Annotated in this window: 25 protein-coding genes; 9 read left to right on the plus strand and 16 right to left on the minus strand. The window is 57.7% G+C overall.

Annotated elements, in window-relative coordinates:
• Positions 1-92: 92 nt before the first annotated feature.
• The 10 genes from AC1RT6_RS15515 to AC1RT6_RS15560 all read right to left on the minus strand — a co-directional run bounded on the left by AC1RT6_RS15515 (position 93) and on the right by AC1RT6_RS15560 (position 8733).
• The gene (locus AC1RT6_RS15515) at positions 93-1751 is read right to left on the minus strand and encodes a recombinase family protein (RefSeq protein WP_472790989.1); all 1659 of its coding nucleotides are present in this window, start codon (positions 1749-1751) and stop codon (positions 93-95) included.
• On the minus strand, positions 1748-2203 hold the full coding sequence (locus AC1RT6_RS15520; protein WP_472790988.1) for a DUF2924 domain-containing protein: 456 nt from the start codon (positions 2201-2203) through the stop codon (positions 1748-1750). Before AC1RT6_RS15520 ends, AC1RT6_RS15515 begins: the two co-directional genes overlap by 4 nt.
• Positions 2204-2264: 61 nt before the next feature.
• The gene (locus AC1RT6_RS15525; RefSeq protein WP_472790987.1) at positions 2265-2666 is read right to left on the minus strand and encodes a DUF3489 domain-containing protein; all 402 of its coding nucleotides are present in this window, start codon (positions 2664-2666) and stop codon (positions 2265-2267) included.
• 608 nt (positions 2667-3274) lie between these two features.
• The gene (locus tag AC1RT6_RS15530; RefSeq protein WP_472790986.1) at positions 3275-3862 is read right to left on the minus strand and encodes a hypothetical protein; all 588 of its coding nucleotides are present in this window, start codon (positions 3860-3862) and stop codon (positions 3275-3277) included.
• 661 nt (positions 3863-4523) lie between these two features.
• A complete protein-coding gene (locus tag AC1RT6_RS15535; protein ID WP_472790985.1) occupies positions 4524-5120 on the minus strand; it encodes a hypothetical protein in 597 nt (198 codons plus the stop codon).
• Between the two features lie 68 nt (positions 5121-5188).
• Positions 5189-5854, minus strand: coding sequence for a phytochelatin synthase family protein (locus tag AC1RT6_RS15540; RefSeq protein ID WP_472790984.1), 666 nt, complete (start codon positions 5852-5854; stop codon positions 5189-5191).
• A 647-nt stretch (positions 5855-6501) separates the two neighbouring features.
• Positions 6502-6789: a winged helix domain-containing protein gene (locus AC1RT6_RS15545; RefSeq protein ID WP_472790983.1), complete on the minus strand. Its 288-nt coding sequence runs from the start codon at positions 6787-6789 to the stop codon at positions 6502-6504.
• On the minus strand, positions 6786-7253 hold the full coding sequence (locus AC1RT6_RS15550; protein ID WP_472790982.1) for a hypothetical protein: 468 nt from the start codon (positions 7251-7253) through the stop codon (positions 6786-6788). Before AC1RT6_RS15550 ends, AC1RT6_RS15545 begins: the two co-directional genes overlap by 4 nt.
• Entirely contained in the window at positions 7250-7450 is a 201-nt protein-coding gene (locus tag AC1RT6_RS15555; RefSeq protein ID WP_472790981.1) for a helix-turn-helix domain-containing protein, read from the minus strand. Before AC1RT6_RS15555 ends, AC1RT6_RS15550 begins: the two co-directional genes overlap by 4 nt.
• A 1136-nt stretch (positions 7451-8586) precedes the next feature.
• Positions 8587-8733 (minus strand): hypothetical protein, encoded by a 147-nt coding sequence (locus AC1RT6_RS15560; RefSeq protein WP_472790980.1) that lies wholly within the window; start codon positions 8731-8733, stop codon positions 8587-8589.
• Between the two features lie 139 nt (positions 8734-8872).
• Here AC1RT6_RS15560 and AC1RT6_RS15565 point away from each other — a divergent pair, with 139 nt between their 5' ends.
• Positions 8873-9076, plus strand: a complete 204-nt coding sequence (locus AC1RT6_RS15565) for a DUF2171 domain-containing protein (RefSeq protein ID WP_472790979.1) — start codon at positions 8873-8875, stop codon at positions 9074-9076.
• A 412-nt stretch (positions 9077-9488) separates the two neighbouring features.
• On the opposite strand, the gene AC1RT6_RS15570 is transcribed toward AC1RT6_RS15565, so the two are convergent.
• Positions 9489-9854: a SemiSWEET family sugar transporter gene (locus tag AC1RT6_RS15570; RefSeq protein ID WP_472790978.1), complete on the minus strand. Its 366-nt coding sequence runs from the start codon at positions 9852-9854 to the stop codon at positions 9489-9491.
• Between the two features lie 405 nt (positions 9855-10259).
• Between AC1RT6_RS15570 and AC1RT6_RS15575 the strand changes: the two genes are divergently transcribed.
• From AC1RT6_RS15575 to AC1RT6_RS15585, 3 genes are all read left to right on the plus strand, one after another.
• Positions 10260-10997 carry a methyltransferase family protein gene (locus tag AC1RT6_RS15575; protein WP_493029522.1) on the plus strand — a complete coding sequence of 246 codons (738 nt, stop codon included), beginning with the start codon at positions 10260-10262 and terminating at the stop codon, positions 10995-10997.
• The gene (ubiG, locus tag AC1RT6_RS15580; RefSeq protein WP_472790976.1) at positions 10994-11695 is read left to right on the plus strand and encodes a bifunctional 2-polyprenyl-6-hydroxyphenol methylase/3-demethylubiquinol 3-O-methyltransferase UbiG; all 702 of its coding nucleotides are present in this window, start codon (positions 10994-10996) and stop codon (positions 11693-11695) included. The genes AC1RT6_RS15575 and ubiG overlap by 4 nt, the downstream gene beginning before the upstream one ends.
• 318 nt (positions 11696-12013) lie before the next feature.
• The gene (locus AC1RT6_RS15585) at positions 12014-12541 is read left to right on the plus strand and encodes a DUF488 domain-containing protein (RefSeq protein WP_472790975.1); all 528 of its coding nucleotides are present in this window, start codon (positions 12014-12016) and stop codon (positions 12539-12541) included.
• Between the two features lie 322 nt (positions 12542-12863).
• Here the strand turns inward: AC1RT6_RS15585 and AC1RT6_RS15590 are convergent, their stop codons facing one another.
• The 4 genes from AC1RT6_RS15590 to AC1RT6_RS15605 all read right to left on the minus strand — a co-directional run bounded on the left by AC1RT6_RS15590 (position 12864) and on the right by AC1RT6_RS15605 (position 18682).
• Entirely contained in the window at positions 12864-16121 is a 3258-nt protein-coding gene (locus tag AC1RT6_RS15590; RefSeq protein ID WP_472790974.1) for an error-prone DNA polymerase, read from the minus strand.
• Positions 16118-17626: a DUF6504 family protein gene (locus AC1RT6_RS15595; protein WP_472790973.1), complete on the minus strand. Its 1509-nt coding sequence runs from the start codon at positions 17624-17626 to the stop codon at positions 16118-16120. Before AC1RT6_RS15595 ends, AC1RT6_RS15590 begins: the two co-directional genes overlap by 4 nt.
• The gene (locus AC1RT6_RS15600) at positions 17544-18257 is read right to left on the minus strand and encodes an ImuA family protein (protein WP_493029523.1); all 714 of its coding nucleotides are present in this window, start codon (positions 18255-18257) and stop codon (positions 17544-17546) included. The genes AC1RT6_RS15595 and AC1RT6_RS15600 overlap by 83 nt, the downstream gene beginning before the upstream one ends.
• Before the next feature lie 245 nt (positions 18258-18502).
• Positions 18503-18682, minus strand: a complete 180-nt coding sequence (locus tag AC1RT6_RS15605) for a hypothetical protein (protein ID WP_472790971.1) — start codon at positions 18680-18682, stop codon at positions 18503-18505.
• 810 nt (positions 18683-19492) lie between these two features.
• On the opposite strand from AC1RT6_RS15605, the gene AC1RT6_RS15610 reads away from it, so the two are divergent.
• The 5 genes from AC1RT6_RS15610 (at position 19493) to AC1RT6_RS15630 (ending at position 22926) form a co-directional block, all read left to right on the plus strand.
• Positions 19493-19654, plus strand: coding sequence for a hypothetical protein (locus tag AC1RT6_RS15610; protein WP_472790970.1), 162 nt, complete (start codon positions 19493-19495; stop codon positions 19652-19654).
• Between the two features lie 238 nt (positions 19655-19892).
• Complete coding sequence (locus AC1RT6_RS15615; RefSeq protein ID WP_472790969.1) at positions 19893-20270, plus strand: PRC-barrel domain-containing protein; 378 nt, start codon at positions 19893-19895, stop codon at positions 20268-20270.
• 731 nt (positions 20271-21001) lie between these two features.
• Positions 21002-21772 carry an exodeoxyribonuclease III gene (locus AC1RT6_RS15620; protein WP_472791555.1) on the plus strand — a complete coding sequence of 257 codons (771 nt, stop codon included), beginning with the start codon at positions 21002-21004 and terminating at the stop codon, positions 21770-21772.
• Between the two features lie 49 nt (positions 21773-21821).
• Positions 21822-22304: an NUDIX hydrolase gene (locus tag AC1RT6_RS15625; protein WP_472790968.1), complete on the plus strand. Its 483-nt coding sequence runs from the start codon at positions 21822-21824 to the stop codon at positions 22302-22304.
• A gap of 130 nt (positions 22305-22434) precedes the next feature.
• The gene (locus AC1RT6_RS15630; protein WP_472790967.1) at positions 22435-22926 is read left to right on the plus strand and encodes a DUF421 domain-containing protein; all 492 of its coding nucleotides are present in this window, start codon (positions 22435-22437) and stop codon (positions 22924-22926) included.
• A gap of 2 nt (positions 22927-22928) precedes the next feature.
• On the opposite strand, the gene ligD is transcribed toward AC1RT6_RS15630, so the two are convergent.
• Positions 22929-23876 (minus strand): non-homologous end-joining DNA ligase, encoded by a 948-nt coding sequence (gene ligD, locus AC1RT6_RS15635; RefSeq protein ID WP_472790966.1) that lies wholly within the window; start codon positions 23874-23876, stop codon positions 22929-22931.
• Positions 23877-24184 lie beyond the last annotated feature (308 nt).

Raw genomic sequence — 24184 nt, forward strand, 5'->3', positions numbered from 1 at the left:
CGGCATAAATTCCCGTTCCTGGAAATTTTAACGTCCGCAGAAAATTGGCGCCGATCCCTGCGTAAACCCAGGAGGGACGAAATGAGACGCGGTTATCGCGTGGTCGAACCGGGAGCATCGGCCGGTGCCAAGCCGAGGCGCGTCATCTGCTGTGACCATTCAGCCGGCGCATCGCGGAGGGCAGCAACACCGATCCCGCGCGGGAAGCGTCCTTCAACGGCCGCTGTCACAAGGGCCGGTGCAAGGAAAGCGAGGGAGATTGTCATATTAATGTGTCGAATGCTGCAATGGTGCCGAGTGGCAAGACTTTCGATCGTCTCGCGGTCATCGACGATCTCCTGAAGCCAGAGACGGCCGCGGCCGATCGCACGGATGAGAGCCGACCGGCGTTCGGCCTTCATGGGCCGGGCGCGATGCTCCGGTGTATTCGCTAATAGCAAAATCTCCCGGGCGGGCCTTGATGGTTTCTTCCAGGGCACGATGACGTTACGGGAGGTGACCTCGTGATGTTCAGCCGGATCGAGATCGTGAGGGCTACGGATTCCTTGGTTGTCGTTTCCGTCAGACCTCAGAGAGATTGCCAACTGGTTCTTGCGAACCTCAATCCGGGTGACGAACCGTTCAAGGGTGTCTCGAGACAACAATTCTTTCGAGAGCGGTTCATCTAAGTCCGTGTTGGCAACGATCGCCCTGGAGATCGTGACTTCGATCTCTGACGCGGGCACGCGGGTGACAGAGCCAACCGGCTCATCCGTTTGACCCCGGATGCAGGGCGCAGAGACGTAATAGCGATGTCGAACGCGGTCCCGACTGGAGTAGGTCAAGATCATCCGATGACCCGCGTCATCAAACAACAGCCCTGCAAGGAGCGCGCGGGTTCGGATGCGTGTCGTCGTGCGATGGGACCACTGTTCGGTCAGCCTTTGCTGAACGGCCTCAAACAGTGTGCGGTCGAGCAAGGCCGGCTGAGGTCCAGGCAGGATCTCACCCTTAAATTTGACCTCGCCCAGATAGAAGCGGTTCCGCAGCATGTAGAACAACGGTCCCTGCGTGAACGGCACACCCCCTCGCGTTCCGCCTGACGCGAGCTTCCGGACCTTGGACTTAAAGCCTCGCTCTTTCAGGTCCCTAACCAGGCGGTTGACGCTGCCGAGTTCAAGATAGCGCTGAAAGATCAGCCGAACGATATTGGCCTCGTGCTCGTGAAAGTGAAGCTGACCGTCCTTGAGGATGTAGCCTAGAGGAACCATGCCGCCGACCCATAATCCCTTGCGTTTAGAGGCTGCAATCTTGTCGCGGATGCGCTCGGAGGTGACCTCCCGCTCAAATTGCGCGAAAGACAAAAGGACGTTGAGCGTCAATCGTCCCATTGATGTGGTGGTGTTGAATTGCTGGGTCACTGAGACAAACGAGACGCCATGGACATCGAACAGTTCGACCAGCTTCGCGAAATCAGCCAGAGATCGGGTCAGCCGGTCCACCTTATAGACGACGATGATGTGCATCCGGCAGGCCGCGACATCCGCAAGCAACCGCTGTAGGGCAGGGCGGTCTGTGGATCCTCCGGAAAAGCCGCCATCATCATATCGAGCCTTGACCAACGTCCAACCTGCATGCGCCTGGCTTCGGATATAGGCTTGGGACGCATCATACTGGGCATCCAGCGAGTTGAACTCCTGGTCAAGTCCGGAATCGGTGGACACCCTCGTATAGATCGCGCACCGGACGACCCGGTTGTCGGTAGGCTTCAAGTTCGCACACCTTTGCGGCTTGAGGAGCGGAGACCAAAGAAGCGAGGTCCATTCCAGTTTGTGCCGGTGATGGCGAATGCAATCCTGGACAGGCTGTCGAAGGTCTTGCCCTCGAAAGCGAAGCCGCCTTCGACGACCATCACCCGATAATGTTGCCCATTCCATTCCCGCGTTAACACAGTGCCGGGCACCATGGCTTGCTTGCGCTGATCCTGGGCCGCTACGAGCGGCAAAACCTCACTCAAAGACTGCACGGTAGCTGTACGCTTCAGAAGTTGAACCGTCGCAGCATCGAGATCCCCAAGCGCATCGGCCTGGATACGATAGGCGAGAATGCCGTACAGCAAATGCTTGGGCAGGTGCTCCGGGGCCAACCGCCCCATCACACTCTGCCAGCGGCGCTGCAGGCCGATCAGATCGAGACTGCGCAGATACGCAATCTCCTCGTTCATCGACAAGCTCATCCGTCTTCGACTGACGAGCCTTCGTGATCCTACGCCTCCTACCATGGCATCAGGCCGCGGCCTTGCCAGACTTCGATCCGGTCGACGCGGCGCAGGCAGTTACTTTGTAGATCCGACCGGTTTGCGCAGCTTCCGACGTTAGTGTCAGCTTGAGCTTCTTTCGTATGACACCCGCGAAGAAGCCTCGCACTGAATGCTGCTGCCAATCCGTGGCCTGCATGATGTCGTCGATCGTTGCGCCCTCAGGCTTCATCAGCATCTCGATGACCCGGGCTTGCTTGCTGCCGGCGCGATGCCTCACCGGCGGATCCCCCGACCGAGCCGCTGTTGAGCTGATCTTCTTGACGGGTACGGCCTTGGCAGCTTTGGTCGATGCACGGCGCGCCAACTTTGCGCCCTTGGGCGCCATCGCTGATCGAGATGCAGTTTTGCGGGGTTTTGTTTTGGTCATGTGACGTCTCCAGTGACTGCAGCATCATCGCTGCCATCACCAAAGCCCCGTCACGGCAAACACACCGGCGGGGCGGGCCATTAAGTGGTCGAAGCAGGCACTCAACGCGCCGACAGTAACGCTCCAATCGTCCAGCAATGCCAGTGATTTTTGAGCAATACTATTGCTCTATTGAATACGTCCGCCTGGTCGACCGTAGCGAGAGTTCGAATCCCTCTCCGCCAGCAATATTTGATAATTAATTGTATAACTAAATTATTTTCATACGCCTGAGTTCGAGCCCCCAAATAAGTCCCCAACCTAGCGCTCGTCTCGATCGGGGTGGAGCGCGCCTCTAGAAAGCGCTCGACGAGGCGCGGCATCATACGGCAAACATGCGAATCCTAGTTTCAGAAACCGGATAGTCAATGAGCACCTTGGCTCGCACACTGATGAGTGCCGTGGCTTTATTGTGCGTTTGGATGCCGAAATCGGCGCTTTCTGCAGCTTCTTAACGATCATCAAGTTGAGCCGTTCGAATCAGGCTTTACGAGTCCAGCAATTGCATCCAAGACCAAGAGCAATAGCGACTCTAGCCAGATGTACTTGTGTTGGAACGGCAACGTCAGTCAGGAATGGACTGATTTTTTATGCCATGGCCACCAAAGCACAACGCCAACTCCAACCGCCAGGGATATAACCAGAACTACAAGCAATGCGGAAAGCTGAATCCACGCGATGACCGGAACGCTTAGAGCCATCACGAGTCCGAGAAGGCAGATCTGCCATGAAGCGACATGGATGCCAGCGGTAACGGTACCGAGCGCTAGCAAGGTGAAGATGGAAATCCCGGTTGCGCTGTCATCGAGGATCCTCTGTGCGCTAGGCAAAAGGATCATGTTCATCACGAGTAAAAAGGCGGACCAATGCAGCACTTGCGCCGAAATTAGACGCAATCGCGCTTCTTTGCCATTCGCGTTCTGGACTCCCGTGACGATACACATAACTCCAATCACGAGCGCCAGAAATTCCCAATAGAGAACAAGGGGCTGATTAGAGAAGCTGGTATACGCAACGCCAAATATGGTTAGCACGAGAATCACACTGTAGGGTAGCTCTTTGACCCAAATGCTTGTCCTTGGTGGTTCCACCGCCTCAATTCGCGGATCTACTGGCGGCACCTGATAAGGGCTCGCTTCAGAATGATTGGTTTCCATCCTAGATAGATCGTCGCCCATATGGATCACCTGAGGTTTGGTTAATCCCGCGCCTTTAATGGGGTCGTAGCGGTCGCGCGATTGGGAACAAGAGTTTTCAAAGCAAACATTTTGTACTTCTCGAACATAGCAGTCCCGCTGAACGCCGGAATAGGAGACTGGCCTTTTTCAGTGTCTGTGGCAACTTGGAGCTCGAATTGTTGCCCGAGCCAACCATTGGGGCCGTAATGCATAGAGCCCAGCGATACCCTCACGGCGGTAAAGCACCTTGATGTTCTCCTCGCGGCAAGTAATCGCTCTACAACGATAACGATGCGATCGTCTCTTTAGCGGAATACTGCCAATCGGTCGGCGCACCATTCTGCCGGCACATTTTCCGATCGGAACCGTGGCGCCCCCCTGACACGACCTAACTCATAGCGTCGTTAGAAAACTTGCCACTCGCGTTCTCTTATAGCCGGCTTAAGAGCGAGCGTTGAATCGGTGGCGGTTTTGGCAGCTTAATTTAATGCGATGATATTGCATGCCATGGCAAACGCGACCGCTCACATCGGGCGAGTCAACCGTTGGAGCGCAAACTGGTCGAACTGCCTAACGTTGATTCAATTCTAAGCAAATCGAAATCTCTTGGCTAACTCGACGTCCCCCATTGATAACGATATTATTTTCCATAGAATTTTGCCGCTAGTGCGACGAGACCGCAATCTAGAACGTGTTCATAACGGTCGTGTCGGTCCGAATAGCGATTATACGTCGCCCACCGCATCCATTTTGGCTTTGGTGGAAAATTCCATTCGTCCGGATCATTCTGACCAATCAGCCGCGACTTGATCCGGGATTTGCCAAGGTGCGCGCGGCCGGTGGCATCGTTGAATTGCGTTTGGTACGCCACGACATGCCGCCCCCATCCCTGTCGACTACGGAAATGGTTCGCACCCGGTGGCCGCCAGAGCACGGATGCACGCCGCCCTAGCTGCGGGCAAATGAAATACCATTGCCGGCCACCGAACGGCCGCGGACATGCAATGAGCGATAAGCGTTGCGCCCTGCCACCGATTTCAACCTCAAGCCATCCGTGCCACCTGCCGGTGAGATCGGCGGCAATGCTTCCGGTGGCAATCTCCCCCCAGTAGGAATGCGACCACCGAATGAAGCTGCGAGCAAATGCGTTGTGCCGGATGAAACCGTTACGGATCAGCCGATTCATGTTCAGCTTCAAACCGTCTTGCAGGCAAACGCGCTGGCGCGACCGTGCCATCTCTCGTAACTCCCGACAGATAATTTCTGCCCCATCTGTTGGGGCGTCGAAACGCCTCAGCAAAAACACTATTCGATTAACAGCAATCCGCGTTTCCTCTTGCCATCCCAAGTGTCCATCGCGGCGAACAATCGCTCGCGCTTTACAAGCCAAGGTCCAAAATCCGGATTTACGTCCAGTATGAAAACCATGTCCCCGGCCTCTAGATACCCACCGATAGGGGAGTGATGTCCCGCACCGGCACCGAAAATCTCTTTGCGGCTGAAATTGACGATATAGCGGCGCCCAGTTTCGTTGGCGAGCCGCAGGTGATGTTGGAATTCTTCGGGAGTTAAGTCGCGCAATACAGTAACGCTTCGCTTTGTCTTGGTGCGCGTGACTTCCGCAAGTTCGTCGAGTGTTAATCCCATAAAACAGATGCCGCTCCAGCAGCGACCGGTCCCCGATAGGACTGCGCTTTCGGAAGTAGCTAATTCGTTCAATGACCGCAGCGCATTTGCGACACTCGCGGGTCCGCACATCGAAGGATTTGATTGCCATGTCACTTGCCTGTTGAACGTCGCTTCGGCGGGCAATTTCCATGCGTTGTCGATGTCGTTTTCAGATTGCGAGACGGAGGAACGAATGGCCTCAGGGCTTACTTTGGTCTGACTAATGATAAAGCTGGCACCACCGACAGCCCCGATCAGCGCTAACATGCCAGCAAACATCGCGACTTTCGCGGTACGGCCCATTACAGCCTCACAGGAAACGAACCAACCATTCTCATAGGAAGGAGTACTGCTCAAGCTTGGGCCGGTGGCCGAGTATGTCTAGGCGCTTCATTCTCGTTCCCTTCCCTAGATATAGAAAGTAGTGGCGGTTTCTGCACTATGCCCTGTAGTGGCAGTTTCCGTACTATGGATTCGGGGTTTTCAGTGCGGTTTCCGCCACTAAGAATTGGCATTTTCCGCCACTGGGTCTCGCTGCGAGCAAAGGATAGCCGGAACAGATTCGGCCTTCGCCACTCGGCATTACCGGCGCGCCCTGCCTCCGTTATCTCGACAAATCCCAAGGCGACGGCCTCGCGAATAGCCGGTGCGATAGAATGGCGGTGAATGCCGTACTTCTCGAAGTCGTCAAAAGTGACCGGAAGGCGACCGTTGTCTGTTCCGCCGTGGTGCATAAGTTCGATCGATATTCTGTCGATGACACGGTGGGCAGACAGGCTTAAAGCCCGCCATGCTGGCGATGACAGCATGTCGATACGGCGCGGCGAAAACTGCGCTCCAATCTGTGTGTGGCGAACGCGCCTCATGGCGTCACCCCCACACATGCCAGGAGCAAAGGGCCAGCGGGGCCGAAGCCCCGCCAGCATCAATTTGAGTGTCCGCGAGCCCCATCATGCGCCGCCCTCGATTTCGAGGATGGTGATTTCGGTGCGCAGGACATAGCGGGCATGTTCGCCAGCAAATGGACCACCATGAGATTCACGGATCGTCTCGACCATTATCCCGGCCTTACGGAGCTTGTGGACGTATCCGCTCCAGCGTGGCCCCGGATGATCGATAGGCGTACAGCCGTTGTCGTTCGCAGCGTGCAATTGCTGTAAGGCCCATGCGTCTCTTCCTCGCAAGGTGACAACGGGTCCACCGAAGCTGATGCGGAGTTTAACGGTAAGGCGCGTCATCGATCACACCTCCCGCCGATACCGGCCTGTTCGGCAATGATGCGTGCAACTGTCAGCGACACGCGACAATGCCCGGCAATCCATCGCGCCGTGCGGTTATCATCCGGGTCTATCCGTTCGGGAAGTGATGCCAACACCGTTGCCGCTGCTGGATCAATTTCGCCAGTAGAGGCACACGTACAGCGGATCAATGCTTCACGGGTACGGCAATAGCTCCGGGCGCGCCAATCGTCTCCACGTGTCGTTTTTGGCGCGTTGCGGCGCTGCAAAATCCATTGAATACCATCACGGCACTCAATAACGCGCCAGCTCTCACTCAGGTTGGCTACAACCCGGTGATATTTGTCCGCGCTTTCGCGATGTTGTGCCGATGTTTCTTCGGTGATATGGGAAAACGTTCCATCAAGAACGATTTTCCCGGCCCGGTCGCTGTTCAGAGCGCCGGGCCGATTTACGTAATTCATTGCGCCACCGCCGGAAGCGCCACCAGGAATGCACGTAATTCATCCCGCAGGATGATGGTGCGCTTGCCGTGCTTGCGAGCCGTGAGGCTGCCGTCCTTTATGGCTTCGTAGATTTTGGTGCGGCCGATACCGGCGACGCTGCAGGCTTCTGCTACCGAAAGCCCTTCGCGCTGAATCTGAATAGGTTCTTGGTTCATTATCATCCTCCAGAAGCCGCTCGCAGAACTGCGGGCGCGCACGGAAAGATGACTTAACCGACGTTGCATTCGCTACGGACAACCGTGGACAGTCTCCAGATGTCCTCAAATGTCCTTGGCTCAGCTAGCGTTCAAAGCGCGGAAGATTGTCTTCGGATTAGGTGGTGTTTCGCCGTTACGCTCGAAGTCGGCTATTATCGCAGCGTCGCGGTCTTTTTCCTGCATTCCCGCGCACGGAGAACTCCCGGAGGTCCTCCGAGAAGGGTCTGAATGCCTCCGGAGAACCGAATTTTCTCCGAATCTTTGAACCCGCAAAATCGGTCTAGTACGGCATTTCTCAGAAAATCAAAGGCTTGGCTGCGCGGCGGTTCGAATCCCTCTCGCTCAACCAAGGAGCAAGGCACGACCTTGCGCAATCTAGTCGAAAGCTAATCCTACAGCTTTCAGAGGGCTTAGACGGAGCTTACCCCATTCGAAGCTATTTAATAGGAAGAGCCGTCCGATCCGGACACGCTCTCAGGGCGAGCCTAAAGCTGGCGGCTCTTCGCGGTCTCAGCGAATCATGAGAAGAAGTGTTATTAGGATTGCAGCCCACGCGTAAGCTCCTACGCGCTGGTGCCCTCGTTCTAGGATAGAAATGCCGGCCCCTGAGCTGCAAATTGGAAATAGGGTCGCTTACCTTAGAAAAGCAATTCGAACGCCTGACTTCGCCAGCGAGCGAGTTTTGGCGCGCGACGCCAAAGTTTTACTTACTTGAGCGTTAAGAACAGCGGTCTGCATCTGTGTGAATGCCTCTGCCGAACTCGCACAATATGCTTTTCCGGACGTCCCGTTCCCGATCCTCTGATCAAGAGATACTAGCAGCTCCGATGATGGCCGGACGGCTCATGGTTACCTATAAGCACGGAATCGATATTTTGCTGCCAGTAGCCCGTAAGGTTCTGAGGTCGGGCGAGGCGAAGTTATCCATTCGATCGTACGCGACGAATGCGCAATACAAGCCGCATAGGGCACCGTCATCTCGATACCTCGTTCCAAGCATGCGCATTGGCCGGGAAGAGAACACTCGTTGGCGGTCGAAACACAGCTATCCGTTGACCCGGCCGATGAGGATGACGCAGCGACGACCTTCCGCATCAGACAAGAGCTTCGTGTAGGGGGGGACTTCCTCCTGCGAGCCGGTTCTTGATGAGCTCCTCGAACTCCTTGTCGCTGTAGGCCGGCTGAATGACGAGTAAGCCGCTGACCAAGCCCTCAACCTTCTCATGCAAGGTGTAGGACATGGAACACTTCCACGCCCGATCGTGCCGCGCGCCAAAGTTTTCCGGCGCTATATACAGCATGGAGTGCGACGTCAGCGCGGATCTGTGCAACCATTCACTGGCATGGGAGTTGGTGCCCGGCCAGCGGAGAACGACGCAAATGCACGAGATCAGAGAGCACATGAAGGTCGTCGACAAGGACGGCGCGGAAGTCGGCATCGTCGACGAGGTCGAGGTGAGCCGCCTGAAGCTGGAGAAGGGCTCTGACAACCAGCATCACTACGTCGACAACGAGCTGGTCGCAGATGTCGAAGGCAATACCGTGAGGCTCTCGGTGCAAGCCAAAGAGGTAAAGAGGCGCTGAGCTACGCTTCGCCGCGCTCTACGCGGCAATGCGCTTCACGTTTGCTCCGCTGCGGTTCGTGACGAAGGCCCCGTCAGCGAATACTACGGCGAATGCAAATATGCGCCCATCCGCGACGTAGGGTACAAGAAAGGTTTGGGTCCGCAAACGACCTCCTAACCTGGTCTCTCCTGTGGCCTTAGCTTCCGTACGCGCTGCGTTTTTGACCGGGAGGAAAGGCGCTTAACTTCAAGCTTCATAGTTAATTGGTCTTCGCTCCTAAATTCTTGGGCCCTGTTTCCCCCTCCCTTCCAGCGACTGCTGATCTTGCTCGCTCGCTGATAATCCGCCAGTGCCTCCGACTTCTTTTGCATCCACTCAATAGGGCTTGGGATTCGCCAGCAACGCTATCCCCAACCGCCGTGAATGAGGACTAGTCTCGCGCAATTTGCGGTTTGGTTGAGCCAGTTTTAACTTTGAGAAATTCTGCGCCCTGATATTTTGAGCTCGAGCGACGGGGCCTATCTTCCCTGAGCTTGAACCACAGTATGCCCGCGAGACAGGACAGGCTCAACGCGTTGGCGATGATGATGACGATGTCCTGCTTGAAGATGCCGTACACGATCCACGCGGCAACGCCGGTCGCAAGCACGCTGAACATCATGAGCGACAGGTCTTCGGCCTTGCCGGTCTCCCAGCACTTTTTCAGCTGCGGAACGTACGAGACGGAGGTGCAGAAGGCGGCGAAAAGGCCGACGAGGGTGGCGGTGTCCATAGCCGTGAACGTGCCGGCGCCCACGCTGGTTCCTATAGGTTTCGCAGGAAAACGGTGCCGCATATTAGCGGAGGCCAGCGACTCGCCTCAGGCTCTCTGCTTTTCAAGTCTGGTTACCTTCGCTTCCTTCGGCCGCACGAGCTGCTTAGGGAAAATTTAGGCTGTCGCCCGTCCCCGCCTCAGCGGGGCACCCCAGACTATCGCAGGCCAAAAGCTGGTCAGCGACCTGCTTGCAACGCGCTGCTTATCGACTTGCGCCGTGGATAAGCGGTCCCTTGGCCGATGGGCCTCCACGGCAGTAACATACTCGGGTGCCAGCCTAGAGCAAAGTTGCCGCTGTGTTTCTCTCAAACGTCGATGGTACAGATGCGAGTGATCCGTCCTGATGCGACAGACTCTAGTCCGGTCCAGCGCCGGTTTAGTGTTGCGATGGCCTATGGCGTCGTATGCCATGCATCGTTTATCGTCGGCGTCGGCGCTATGATCGTCATGATGTTCTTCGGCATGAGCCGATCTCTGGGCCGTCTTGACGCGCCATGGAGTATCGCCGCAAACCTTGCCCTGCTTCTTCAGTTTCCACTTGCGCATTCTGCTCTGCTGGGGCGACGGGGTGCAAGGCTGCTGGCGCGCGCAGCACCCAGGCGGATTGGCCAAGACCTTGCAACGACAACTTACGCCACCATTGCCTCCATGCAGGTAGCTTTGCTCTTTCTGGGCTGGTCTCCGAGCGGGATCATCTGGTGGCAAGCCCAAGGGTTTGCACTGACAACTCTCTGCACTCTTTATCTCGTGAGTTGGCTCTTGCTACTCAAAGCAATTCGTGACGCGGGCTTCGCACAGCAAATAGGTCTTCTGGGCTGGTGGGCCGTCCACCGGAACGTCCCGCCATGCTATGCGCCCATGCCCCAGCGTGGTCTTTTCCGCTTCTGCCGGCAACCGATCTACGTCGCCTTTGCGATGACACTATGGACGGTCCCAACCTGGACCCCAGACCAGCTTGAAGTCGCGATCGTCCTGACACTTTATTGCGTGACCGGGCCACTCCTGAAGGAGCGGCGCTTCTCCCGTCGCTTTGGCGAACAGTTTAGGGCCTATCAGAGGCGGGTGCCCTATTGGCTTCCCTTGTACCGAACGAGAATGCCGACTGCCGAGCCCGACGACGTATGAAGAACGACCTCTCCATCTACGAGAAGTACGCTGACACATGGTGGAGCGGTGAGACGCGATGGCTGCGCACGCTGCACAAAATGGCGCCTGCGCGCATGATGATGATCGACCCGCTGGTCGGCGATTGGGTCAACAAGCGCGTGTTGGACCTGGGCTGTGGCGGCGGCTTCCTTGCCGAAGAATTGTCACGTCGAGGCGCCAAAGTTGTCGGCGTCGACCCATCGCATGGTGCGATTGCCGCTGGCGTGCAGCATGCCCGTTTGGTCGGGCTCGAGATCGACTACGTCGTGGGCGTCGGCGAGAGTATTCCATTGCTAGATTCGTCCTGTGACGTAGTCGTCTGTGTGGACGTTCTGGAGCATGTCGCGGATCTCCCCGGGGTAATTGCCGAGGTCCGGCGCGTGTTGCGACATGGGGGGCTGTTCGTATTCGATACCATCAATCGCACCTGGCTCGCCAAATTCGTGATCATCACTCTAGGCGAGCGGGTTCTTCGTTTGCTTCCGCGGGGTACGCACGACAGCGACCTCTTCATCAAGCCAGCCGAACTGAGTGAAGTCTTGCTTCAGGCAGGTTTTCAAGTCGGACTCATGTGTGGCTTCGGCCCAAGTGGAATTGACCGGCACCTTGACTTTACGTTCGGGCCCCATCCGTTCAAGAGCATTATGTATCTTGGTCACGCGCGAGCCACGTCGTAAATTATCGCATAAACTATGACAGCTGGGTGGGCCCCTGTGGCCAGGACAGACGAGAACGGCAGCTTGATAAGTCGGCGGCTGTCCTTCGTGACAGGTCCGCTTGCCTGGTTCGACCTCCGAACCCGTAAAGGTCCATTTCAGATCAAGACAAGACCGGCCGATTGGGCCTAAGGTCGATGCCGAAAGCAGCATAAAGTGGCCATTGAAGATATCGTCAAAAGCACCGCCTATTTTCTGGTTCTCAGCGTGATGCGCTCAATCTGCGCATATCGCGGATCACATTTCGGAACTTCCTAAGCGGATCGTGGTTCGCAACGAGTGACAAACCCCGTTTACACCCTTGGACATTCCACCCGAACCATTGACGAGTTTGGCGAAATCTTGATTGCTGCGGAAATCCGCACTTTGGTTGATGTCCGAAGTTCGCCCACGTCGCGTCGGTTTCCGCATTTCAACCGCGAACGTCTCTCAGATGCGCTGGAGAGCCTCCAGATCGAGTATGTCTATTGCGCCGCGCTGGGCGGGCACCGAAGAAAGAGCAAAATAATCCCTGCGGAGTTTAACGCTTCCTGGCAAAATCAGAGCTTTCACAACTACGCAGATTACGCGATGAGCGACGACTTCTTGGCCGCCCTTGAAGGTCTCATTGAAACGAGTCAGCGCGAATTAACCGCGATCATGTGTGCGGAAGCCGTATGGTGGCGATGTCATCGCCGAATTATCGCGGACTACCTCCTTTCACGACAGATTTCGGTTCGGCATATACTAGGACACGGGAAAATCGTTGAAGCTCAAATGACGCCATCTGCGGTACGACAAGGAGGGGCCATAGGTTATCCTCCATAGGACTCGAACAGGAAGTTAATGGTTGTGCCGAGAGTTCTCGGTTTCACTCCCATTCGTTCGCAAGAACGAATCCGGTCTGGGCAAAGCGAGCGGAAGACATAAAAAATTGGTTGGTAGGCGGTATGCGCCGTCAGAAAGCCGAAAGTGATCAGCCGCCAGCGTATCTGCTTGCGTCTGCGGATTATTAAACGCGTTTTCATGTTCAGGTTCGCACCGGTAACGCGACCAACCGTCTTCGGCCTCGCCCTGGTACTCCGCAACCAAAAAAGGAATCGGCGAAGCCGTTGATTTTCGCCGGAATTTGCACGGATAAGATGCCCGCCTAGCGAAAATTTCGCGCCTTCACGTTGAGGGTATCGATGTGAAGGTCCGGGATGTAGATATCCCGGGCGGCATGGTTGAATGCCTTGGTCTCACGGCTATCAACTCTGCCACCGCCGCCATGGACGGCTTCATCACCTCTTCCCGCGGGGACTAGGAATGGCTCATCGCTTCCGCCAATCTTGCGCAGCAATGGCGACTGATCGACGAGATGTTCGGCGATGAGGTGGATGACGCCGTTCGCCGCCTGCACTATGCCGCGGCAGGTAAGCATCTGTGCGCCCAGGATCACGCGCCTCTGCTTGTCGAACAGCGAAGGCCAGATAATGAGATTTGCAATATCGGTCTCATCTTCGAGCGTTATGAACATAACGCCCTTGGCGGAGCCAGGCCGCTGACGCACCATGACGAGGCCCGAGACAGTTATCCGCGATCCGCTCTTAGCCGTCCGCAACGCGGCACAGGGGCTGGTATCCTGACTTGAGAGTTCGGCGCGCAGGAAGGCCAGCGGGTGCGGGCGCAAGGACAGGCCATGTGACCTGTAATCCTCCACGACCTCGCGACCGCGGGTCATGGCGGGAAGCGAAACATCTTCCTCGACCTGCTCGGGCACGACCTCGTTCGCGCATTGCCCTGCTGCCTCGAAAAGAGGAAGAGCGTCATTGCGAAGGCCCTTGATGACCCACAAAGCCTTGCGGCGTGAAAGTCCGAGCGAAGAAAAAGCGTCGGCGTTTGCGAGGCGGACGAGACCGCCGGTTCCGAGCCCCGTCCGCCGCGCGAGCTCGGGGATTGTCTGATAAGGACGGGCCTTGCGGGCGCCGACGAGCGCATCGCCATTCTTCTCCGAAAAGCCGCGTGTCATCCGAAGGCCGAGCCGGACTGCATGATATTTTCCGTCGGGCTCCAGCGTGCAGTCCCAAGCGGAGCTATTGACATCAATAGGGCGGATATTGACCCCGTGGTTTATCGCATCGCGCACAAGCTGCGAGGGTTCATAAAACCCCATCGGCTGCGCATTGAGGATCGCCGCGCAGAAAACATCGGGGTGATGGCATTTCATCCAGCTAGAAGCATAAGCGATGAGCGCAAAGCTTGCGGCGTGGCTTTCCGGAAAGCCGTATGAACCGAAACCTTCAAGCTGACGGAAGGTGCGGTTCGCAAACTCAATACCGTAACCGTTATCGATCATGCCCTGGATAAGCTTGTCCTTAAATTTGTTGACGCCGCCCGTGAACTTGAATGTCGCCATGGCGCGGCGCAGCTGATCGGCTTCATTTGCCGAGAACCCGGCCGCTACCATCGCAATCTGCATCGCCTGCTCCTGAAAGAGCGGCACCCCCAGCGTCTTGCCAAGAACCTTCTCCAGCTCAGGCTTTGGAAACTCGACCGGTTCCTTGCCTTCCCTTCGACGGAGATAAGGATGCACCATGGCCCCCTGGATGGGACCGGGCCGCACGATGGCAACCTGGATGACGAGATCATAGAAGCGCGTCGGCTGCATGCGCGGCAGCATCGACATCTGGGCGCGGCTTTCGATCTGGAAGACGCCAAGCGTATCTGCCTTTTGGATCATCTCGTAAGTCTGCCGGTCTTCCGCCGGAATCGTCGCAAGACTTAGCGGAATGTCCTTTGACGATTGAAGAAGATCGAAGGCGCGCCGCATGCAGCCGAGCATGCCGAGGCCGAGGACGTCGACCTTCATAAATTTCAAAGCCTCGATGTCGTCTTTATCCCATTCAATAACCTGCCTGTTGTCCATTGCGGCCGGTTCGATTGGCACGAGCTCATCGAGGCGATCCAGCGTCAGCACAAAACCTCCAGGGTGCTGCGACAGATGCCGCGGCGTTCCCATGAGTTGACGTGCGAGATCAATCGTCATTCGCAGGCGCCGGTCGGACAGATTGAGGTTGAGCTCTTTCAGCTCCGTCTCTGAAACCCCTTCCTCACTCCAGCCCCAGGTGATGCGGGCAAGTGCGCCGGTCACGTCCTCGGGTATGCCGAGCGCCTTGCCGACCTCACGTATTGCGCCGCGCGCGCGGTAACGCGTCACGGTCGATGTCAGGGCAGAGCGTGTCCTGCCATAGGTTTCGTAAATCCACTGGATGACTTCTACACGCCGCTCATGCTCGAAATCGACGTCGATATCGGGAGGCTCGCGCCTTTCCTCCGATACGAACCGCTCAAAAAGGAGACCCTGCCGTACCGGATCGATGGAAGTGATGCCCAGTACAAAGCACACCGCGGAATTGGCGGCAGAGCCGCGGCCCTGACAAAGAATGCCCTTTGAACGTGCAAATCGGACGATGGAATCCACGGTCAGGAAGTAGGGCGCATATTGCAGCCGTTCGATAAGGCCGAGCTCATGCCGCAGCTGCATCGCGACGTTATCAGGGATGCCATCTGGATAGCGCTGCGCCGCTCCCTCCCAGGTTAGTTTTTCAAGCCGGTCCTGGGCGGAAATTCCATCCTGCAAAATTTCGGTCGGATAGCTGTAGGTCAGCTCTTCCAGTGAAAATCTGCAGCGCTTTGCAATCTCACCGGTTCGCGCGATTGCTTCTGGATAACGCCGGAATAAGCGTTCCATCTCGGCAGGCTCCTTCAAAAACCTGTCAGCATGTTTTTCCTTGAGGAAACCTGCTTTATCGATGGTCGTCTTGAGCCGGATGCAGGTGACGACGTCCTGCAGCATTCGCATCGCGGGAACATGGTAGAGAACATCACCTGTGGCGACGGTTCGCACGTGCGCCTGCGATGCCATGGTCGCGATCTCATGAAGATAAGCGGCATCGTCGGGACGAAAGCGACGTGTCAACCCGCAGTAAGTTCTGTCCTCGAAGATTGATTTGACCCGATGCAAGCAGCCGGGTAGATCGCCATGAGGTTTGTCTGTGACGACGATCGCAATGAGCCCCTCACTCCATTCCGCAACATCATTGATAAAGAGCGAGCACTTTCCTTTGCCCGCCCGCGCCTTGCCGATGGTTAGAAGCCGGCAGAGCCGTCCATATGCGGCGCGGTCAGTGGGATAGAGAAGAAGCGAAGGAAAATCCTCAAGATCGAGTCTGCAACCGACAATGAGACGAACGCCGGTAACGCGCGAAGCTTCATAGGCTCTAACGATTCCTGCAAGGGAGTTACGGTCAACCACAGCGAGAGCATCGATGCCGAGCACTGCTGCGGTAGCAAATAACTCTTCCGCGCTTGACACACCGCGCAGAAATGAAAAATGGCTTGTGACCTGCAGCTCCGCGTAGCTCATGCTTCACCCAGACCGTGCAGCCACCAGCGTCCGCCCGAGTCAGTCGGTGCATCGCGAAACAGCCAGAAGCGCTCGCCTGTCTCGTTCTCGACGCGGTAGTAGTCGCGCTGGAGGCCTGTCTCCTTGTCGGAAAGCCACCACTCGCCAAGAATACGCTCGGGGCCATCGGCCCGCGCGATACGGTGGCGGATCTTGCGCCAGACGAAGAAACGGGGAGGGCTATCGGGAATTTCAGCGATGGCATGCACTTCCTCAGGAGGCGACAGCAGCCGCGCGGGTCTTGGCAGGTCGAGCGGCCACGTTGCGCTATCCGTCTTGCAAAGAGGCGCGACGCGCCGCATCGCACGTTCAGGGATATCGCTCTCAACCGGGGCAAGCCTGAAAACCCGTTCGTTACCGAGCCGCACGCGAAGTGTGTCGATAAGCTGGCTGACGTCGACTTCCGATCCCGGTTCGGCGACATGCGCTCCAACCGTTTGCCGCTCGGTCAACGCTTCGACCCAGGAGGCCGTCAGCGTCGCTTCCTCGATGCCGAAGCCCGGCTCGACCAGCACAAGCCGCTCCGCGAGAAGCTTTGTAAGATGCTTCGTATCGCGGTTAGGTTTCGATGTACCGATACGGATCGCCTGCGAGATATTATCGACGCGCTGAAAAACCATATCGAGCCGTCTCGCGCCCACGCCGCGCGCGGCAAGATCAATTATGAGTTTTTTGCATAAGAGCGCCATGACCCGCTGCAGACCGTCGGGCGTACTGATCGGCTCCGCGAACCTCAGCGTCACACGGGGCACCTCCTTCGGAATCAGAGGAACGAGCACCTCAACAGCCGCGCCCAGCGCCTGATCGAGGCGCAAGAGGACGTCTCCGGAAAAGCGCTGGCGCAGCGAAGCGCGCGGCAGGGCAGCAAGCTGCGCGATGCGTTCGACGCCGACTTCGCGAAGGCTGATGATTTCTTTTTGAGAGAGCCGGAGGGCCGCTATCGGAAGGCCGCCAAGAATGTCGGCAGCCCGGGCGGGCGGCACAATTTCGTTTCGACCGTAATGCGAGACCGCCCATGCCGCGCTGGGCGTATCTGCGATAGCAGCCCGCGCCGAAAGCTGCGCGGCGGCAAGCCGCGTCTGCAGGTCCTTCAAAAGCGCGGCTTCGCCTTTGAAGAGATGGGCGGAGCCCGCAACGTCGATGAATATCGTATCCCACGGCAGCGGTGTCACAAGCGGCGAATATCGTGTGCACCAGAGCGCAAGGCGCGCAAGTGCGGCTTCATCTTCGTCAGGCCTTGCTTCCTCCACAATAAGATCCGGAACAAGCGTCTGCGCATGCGCGACCGTCATGCCGCAGGCGAGCTTTAATTTGCGCGCGGCATCGTCAACCGAAGCGAGAACGCGCCGGTTGCCTTCCTGGATTGCCGTAACCATCGGCAGACTACGCGCTGGAGTGCCGCCGTTCCTGCGCCGGATTTGATCGGTCGGGAACGTCGGCAGGAAGAGCGCAACGACCCTCCGCATTGCATGCCTCCACAATCCAAGAATTCGGTGACGCGCCGCGGCACCGCAGTAATTCAACCCGCCAGAGCGGACGGCCCATCCGGTATGGGCTCGTGTCGAAGGAGGGCGCGGGTGAAATCCGCCATCGGGTCAGCGCTGCATTGCTTTCGCTCAAATGTTCAGGCGACCGCCGGATGATGAAAGAGGGAACGCCGGAGGCTTCGGCGGCGAGCTGCAGACGCCGCGAAGGAGTCAGAGAGATGCGGTTGAGTTCGCCGACGACGCCCGCAAGGCCGCGCATTCGCAGCCCCTCTTCCATGACGGGCAAAATCTCGGCGTCCTTCCAGGTTTCGCAAAAGATAAGCCGGTCGGGATGAAGCCCGACGCGGGCCAGCGCAGGCGCAAAAAGATCACGGCTGTGCAGACACCAGAGCACGGGGCCTTTTAAGCGCGCGAGAATGCCGGCAGTGAAAAGGAGGGCGCAGGCGGCATAGCCACCCCGCGCGCCGTCTTCGCAGAACTCATGCACGGCGCCAAGTGCAAGGCCGCCACCCGGAAGCGCCTCGTCTATCCCGGATACCCCAAAAGGCAAAACGTCGCGGCACGGTCCGGGCCGCGCAGCAGCCTCCATCATCCGGCGGAGCTCGGCCAAGGGAATTGAAGTTAAATTGGCCGTGCTTGCCATAACCTTGCCTACCAACTCTGTTAGAACAAATAGAGAACATCTTTGGTGGCCGATGAGTCAATGAAAATTAGTTAGGCGTTGATTCGAAACGGTTTCGTGCGGGTTGGGGGATAGGTCTTCTCTACCGTTGGGCTTCCAAATGCGCCGTCGAGCGATTTTCCACCACCCCGACTGAGCCGAAAAATTTCAGCGCCGCCGGGCAGTCCGTACCCCTACTTTCGCGCTAAGACCTTGTCAGACTTCCATGACAACCGTGACTTTTCGATCAGCCGTCGCGACCGGTGCACGAGGTCCGCGCCGCTGCCATTCAGGATGATACCCAGGTTAAGCTTTGCCTCGCGGACATGGTCCTGGAGGTTGCGGATAGCCTTCGTGAGCTGCCGGTCTGCCATGACACCGCTCGCCGCTTGAGGAGGGCGGGAGCGCGCGCTGGCGTTCTCATCACCGATGAAAGCCGCGGCCCGGCGGTGATGATGCAGCGTGCGCCCTTCTGCCGGAACGCGAGTCCTTATTTTGCGATCACGCGATTCGAAGCTGAAAGCGCGTAAGTTCCTAACGCATGAAGAAGTTTACAGGAATTAGGAACGCCGGTGTGAGCGCCGTATTTGCTCGAATACGCCAAGGGCTATGGCCTTTATCAAATGACGAAAACGCAAAATGCGCCCCCGCTTTCCTCCCAGGGAAAGACGCTTCCTGCGCGCAAGCGGCGGCGGCGGCGTTCCAAGCAGACGGTATCGTTCTAGGACCGCCTCTCTGAGTTTGTCGCGGACAAGCGCTTGAAGGCGGACGCGGCGGCGGGCTGCGCGGACCGGTACGATCTGGTCAAGAAGATCCGCAAGGCTGAGACCGCCGCTAGTATCGACCGATGGGCGAGCCTGCCCGGACCACGGCGGCTCAAGAGAGCGGGCGCGGCAGACCGCAGGAACCCTGTCCCTGGTCCCGGAGTTGCCAGCTGTCGACCATTCACGAGCGCTGCAGGTCCCGATGAAGACCATACCGATGTTCTCGATCGAAAAGGATGCGGGCGGAAACCTGCGCATCGTAATCACCCGGCCCGACGGCTCGCAGATAGTCCTGCCGGCCCATTCGTGTCGGTCAGAACCGGTACAAAGCCCGCCGCTCGCGGCCTTCCTAGAGCGCAATCATCCGAGAGCGCGCTGAGGCGGCATCGCCTGAAAACTAGACCTGAAAGGAAAGCAGCAATGGCAAAGATTGATGAAAAAGGACGCATCGTAGAGACCGCGACTGAAGCGCGCCAAGGAGAGCGCGGCCCCACGGTTCGCAACATGGTGGTCGCGGGCACGGCGCTGGTGATCGCGGCCTTCGTGGTCGTCTACATCGTGTATTTCGGGGGCGCGCGCTGATGGGACGCGGACTCCTGCTCTGGCTGGTCGGCGTGCCGATCCCCGTGATCCTCCTCCTCTGGCTGTTCTTCGGCCGCTGACTTCGAACCGGCACTAACAATCGCCCGCCACGCACTCCTGCGCGGCGGGCTTCTCGAGTCGGGCAATTCAGTGGGATGCCCTCAACGCCATCGCGTCATCGCTAGGAACTATCTTCCCCGACAATCGATTTTCATACGATCCAACAGGGAGAATTCGCATGGTTACCGAAGAGAGAGAGACCGGCACGCTGATCGGAAGCGACAAGGTCGCGGGCACTTCCGTATACGGCCCCGACGACCAGGCTATCGGAACGATCGAGCGCGTGATGATCGAGAAAACGAGCGGCCGCGTGTCGTACGCGGTTCTCGGCTTCGGCGGATTCCTCGGCATCGGCAACGACCACTATCCTGTGTCGTGGAACGCGTTGAAGTACGACACCAACGTGGAGGGGTACCGCATCGGCATCACCGCGGACCAGCTTAGCGGCGCGCCGAAGTACGCGGACGAAAGCGGCTGGAATTGGTCGGATCCCGCGCGATCCAAGTCGGTCGATGACTATTACGGTACCCGCGTCACCCATTCCGCTCTCGGGTAGCGACGCGAGGCTATCAGCCCGAGCCGGACGGCGAGGCGGCTTGGGGCTGGCGCGGTCCTGCGTTCTTCCATCGCGCGGGGCCGCGCATTTTTCCAATCCCCATACAATTACCACGAGAAAACCAAGACATCGGCGCATCTGCGCCGTGCGCCTGCGAAATAACAGGACGCCGAATCGCGAAGAGTTAGCTCGGCGAAGCAAGCGCACACGGCTTGAATGACAACTGCCCCGTTTGCTGCGGCATCGGCTGGGTATGCGAGCGCCATCCCTACAGGCCGTTCGACCATGACTTCGGTTGCGCGTGCAGCGAAGGGATGCCGTGCAGGTGCAACGACAGCACGCCGCCCGATACGAGCCAGGTCATCGTCGTTGGCGAACACTCTGTTCATTGAACCGGAAGAGCACAGACGAGTGCCGCCGCATCACGTCTCAGAGATCGACGCGGTTGAGGAGCTTACAAAGACGGATCAGCAACCCATATTGGCGCGACGGGCCCTCTCCCCCCAAGAGGCCCAGCACGGTCCCGCAAGCTTTTGCCCCAAAGCCCCCCGCGGGACCGTGCACCCCTTAAAGTCATTGGAAGCGCCAGATGCGCCACTAAATGCGTCAGAACGATGAGCGACGATTGCCCGATCTGCCACGGCATCGGATAATGACGTTCGGGTTTTAACCTTGCCCACTAGCAGCGGAACTGCACGGCCTCCGTAAGTGTTCGCTTCGGTGGAGGAATGGTGAAGATCGCGACGTTTAACATCAACAATGTCAACCGGCGTTTGCCGAACCTCCTGGCCTGGCTGAAGAGCTCCAATCCGGACATTGTTTGCCTTCAGGAATTGAAAGCCGAGCAAGCGGCTTTTCCAGCCGGCGCCATTGAGAAGGCCGGGTACAGTGCAGCCTGGATTGGTCAGAAGTCCTGGAACGGCGTCGCCATTCTTTCGCGAGGCTCCGCGCCCGAGGTCACGCGCGAGCGTCTTCCGGGCGATCCCGCCGACAATCAGAGCCGCTATCTGGAAGCCGCGGTCAAAGGGATCATCGTATCCTGTATCTACCTGCCTAACGGCAATCCACAACCGGGCCCAAAGTTTGATTACAAGCTCGCATGGTTCGAAAGGCTGATACGCCATGCGAAGACGCTGAAGAAGTCCGGCGCGCCGGTCGCGCTTGTCGGTGACTACAATGTGGTGCCCACCGAATTTGATATCTATCCGACAAAATCCTGGGACGACGATGCGCTTTTGCAGCCGGAAAGCCGCGCCGCATTTCAGCGACTTTTGAAGCAAGGCTGGACGGACGCCCTGCGATATCTCCATCCCGAGGACCCGATGTATACCTTCTGGGATTACATGCGGCACCGCTGGGAAAATGACAAAGGCCTGAGACTCGACCATTTCCTGCTAAGCCCTGATCTCAAGAAACGTCTGATTGATGGTGGCGTAGACCGTAAGGCGCGCGGCAAGGAAGGTGCAAGCGACCACGCGCCGGCCTGGATTGAACTGAAGTGAATTTGCAGGGCGCAGAAGCACGGGCGGGGTCAGCGGGGGAAGGACGGCAATGACTCCGGCGCGGACCTCGTCAAATAGGACTAGCGCCGGCATTCTTCTTTTCAGACGGAAGCGCGGATCTATTCATGTACTGCTCGGGCATCCGGGCGGTCCTTTCTGGATGAAGAAAGATCTTGGTGCCTGGACCATTCCAAAAGGTTTGGTTGGTTTGCATGAAGAGCTCCTCGACGCCGCGCGGCGGGAATTTAAGGAAGAGACTGGCTACCGGCCGGTCGGCGAGTTCATTTCGCTTGGCGCCGCTAGACAGCCGGGTGGCAAAACGGTGCATGTATGGGCGGCCGAAGGTGACTGGAATCCGGATGCGCTCACAAGCAATGTTTTCAAAATGGAATGGCCGCCGCGTTCGGGGAAACTTCAGAGCTTTCCCGAGCTCGACCGCGCCGCCTGGTTCGGTTTCAGCGAAGCTCGCGAGCGTATCCTGAAAGGCCAGACTGTTTTCCTCGATCGCCTGCGGGACGCGTGCGGAGAATGAGGGCTGCGGGAACTCTGAAATGTGAGCGAGCGTTGCGACCTTTGGAAGTTCTGACCGAGCGGGCCAAACTTCCGCACTGAGTTAGCCGCCCAGATTTCAAGCCGCTAACGATATTCCCGGAGGGCTTCCTATGCATTTGTCGATCGACTGGAATTCCGTCTTCGTACCGGCGATAGGCCTTGCGGAAATCATTGTGCGCGGGAGCCTTATGTATCTTGGGCTGTTTGTCATCCTGCGCGTCATGGCGCGGCGTCAGGCCGGGCATTTTGGCCCCGCGGACCTGTTGGTCATCGTCCTGATCGCCGATGCCGCGCAGAACGGCCTCGGAAAAGACTATGGCTCCGTCACTGAAGGCCTCACACTGGTTCTCACGATTGTCGCCTGGGAATATCTGCTTGACTGGATATCCTGGCGCTATCCCTGGACGAGGCGATACCTCTCGCCTCCTAGCCTTACGCTTGTGCGTGACGGACGCCTTATCTCCCAAAATTTACGCAAGGAAATGATCACGGAGGATGAGTTGAAAGCGCAGCTGCGAGAACATCAGGTCGAAGATTACGCAGACGTCAGGCTCGCGACACTTGAGGGCGACGGACGGCTCAGCGTCTTGAAGCGAAAATGAGTTTAGCCGTGCGGCCGCTCGCGTTCGCGCACAACGTCCTTTGCGTGCTTATCGGCGCGAAGTCCGAGATAGACGGGATGACGCATTTCGCCTGAGCTGGTCCACTCCGTAAATTTTACCTCTGCCACCAGTTGCGGTTTCACCCAAGTCGTGACGGGTTCATCTTTTACTTTTGTAGCGAAGGGCGACTTTTCAGTTTTCAATTTGATCAGCTCGTCGTGCAGCTCTTTAAGTGTCTCGTGGCTAAACCCGGTGCCGACATGCCCAATGTAATGCCACTCCTTGCCTTCACGCAGCGCGAGCGTCAGCGCGCCGAAGTAGGGCCGCGTTCTCCTGGGAGCGGTGAAGCCGACGATCACGACCTCCTGGCGCTTTGAGGTCTTGATTTTCAGCCAGTTGTCGGTGCGCGCGCCGGACAGGTAAATACTGTCGGCACGCTTTGCCATGATCCCTTCGAGGCCTTTGCGTTCGGCTTCTTTGAAGAATCTTGTCCCAAATGTCTTCCGTTCGCGGCTGAAGGCGATCAATCTGTGCTTTGGAAGGATGGACTTTAGCCGCTTCTTCCGCTCCGTCAGCGGCAAGCTGCGAACGTCTTCCCCATCCTGAAACATGAGATCGAATGCGCAATAGCGCAGCTTGGCCTTATGGCGCAGGGCATTTTGCAGCAATTGAAAATGCGAGACGCCCTGATCGTCGAGAGCCACAAGCTCGCCGTCGATAACGGCGTCGCCTGTCACGCCTTCGAGCGCCTTTGCGACCTCGATGTAGCTTTTGCTGATCAGCTTGCCGTTCCGGCTATAGAGCGCGACATTGCCGGAGCTGATTTTGGCAATCATCCGGAAGCCGTCGTATTTATCCTCGAATATCCATTCCTTATCGTCGAACGGCGCGTCCGTCAGGGTCGCGAGCATTGGCTGCAGCTGTTTTGGCAAGGTAGTGACACGGGCCAATACGCGGCGCTCCTAGTCGGGATTGTTATGAAATGGTTGATCCGGCTACCTACGGGCACGCGGCTTTTTTGCTGTCCCTACCGCGCTTGTCTTTTTTACGGCCTTGGATTTGGCAGCGGCGGCTTTCGCGGGCTGACGGTCCCCGCGGTCTCCCTGTCCTGCCTTGGCAGGCGTCTTAGCTTTCTTCCGGCGGTCCTGAGACAGCGACCGGCTTACATCGTCGCTCTCTTCGATTCGGCCTTTGGCACCGCGCCGGATATAACGCTTATCACCGCGCGGCGCGATCAGTTCTCGCTTGGTAACCGTTG

Source organism: Nitrobacter sp. MLSD-S21, assembly GCF_058809865.1.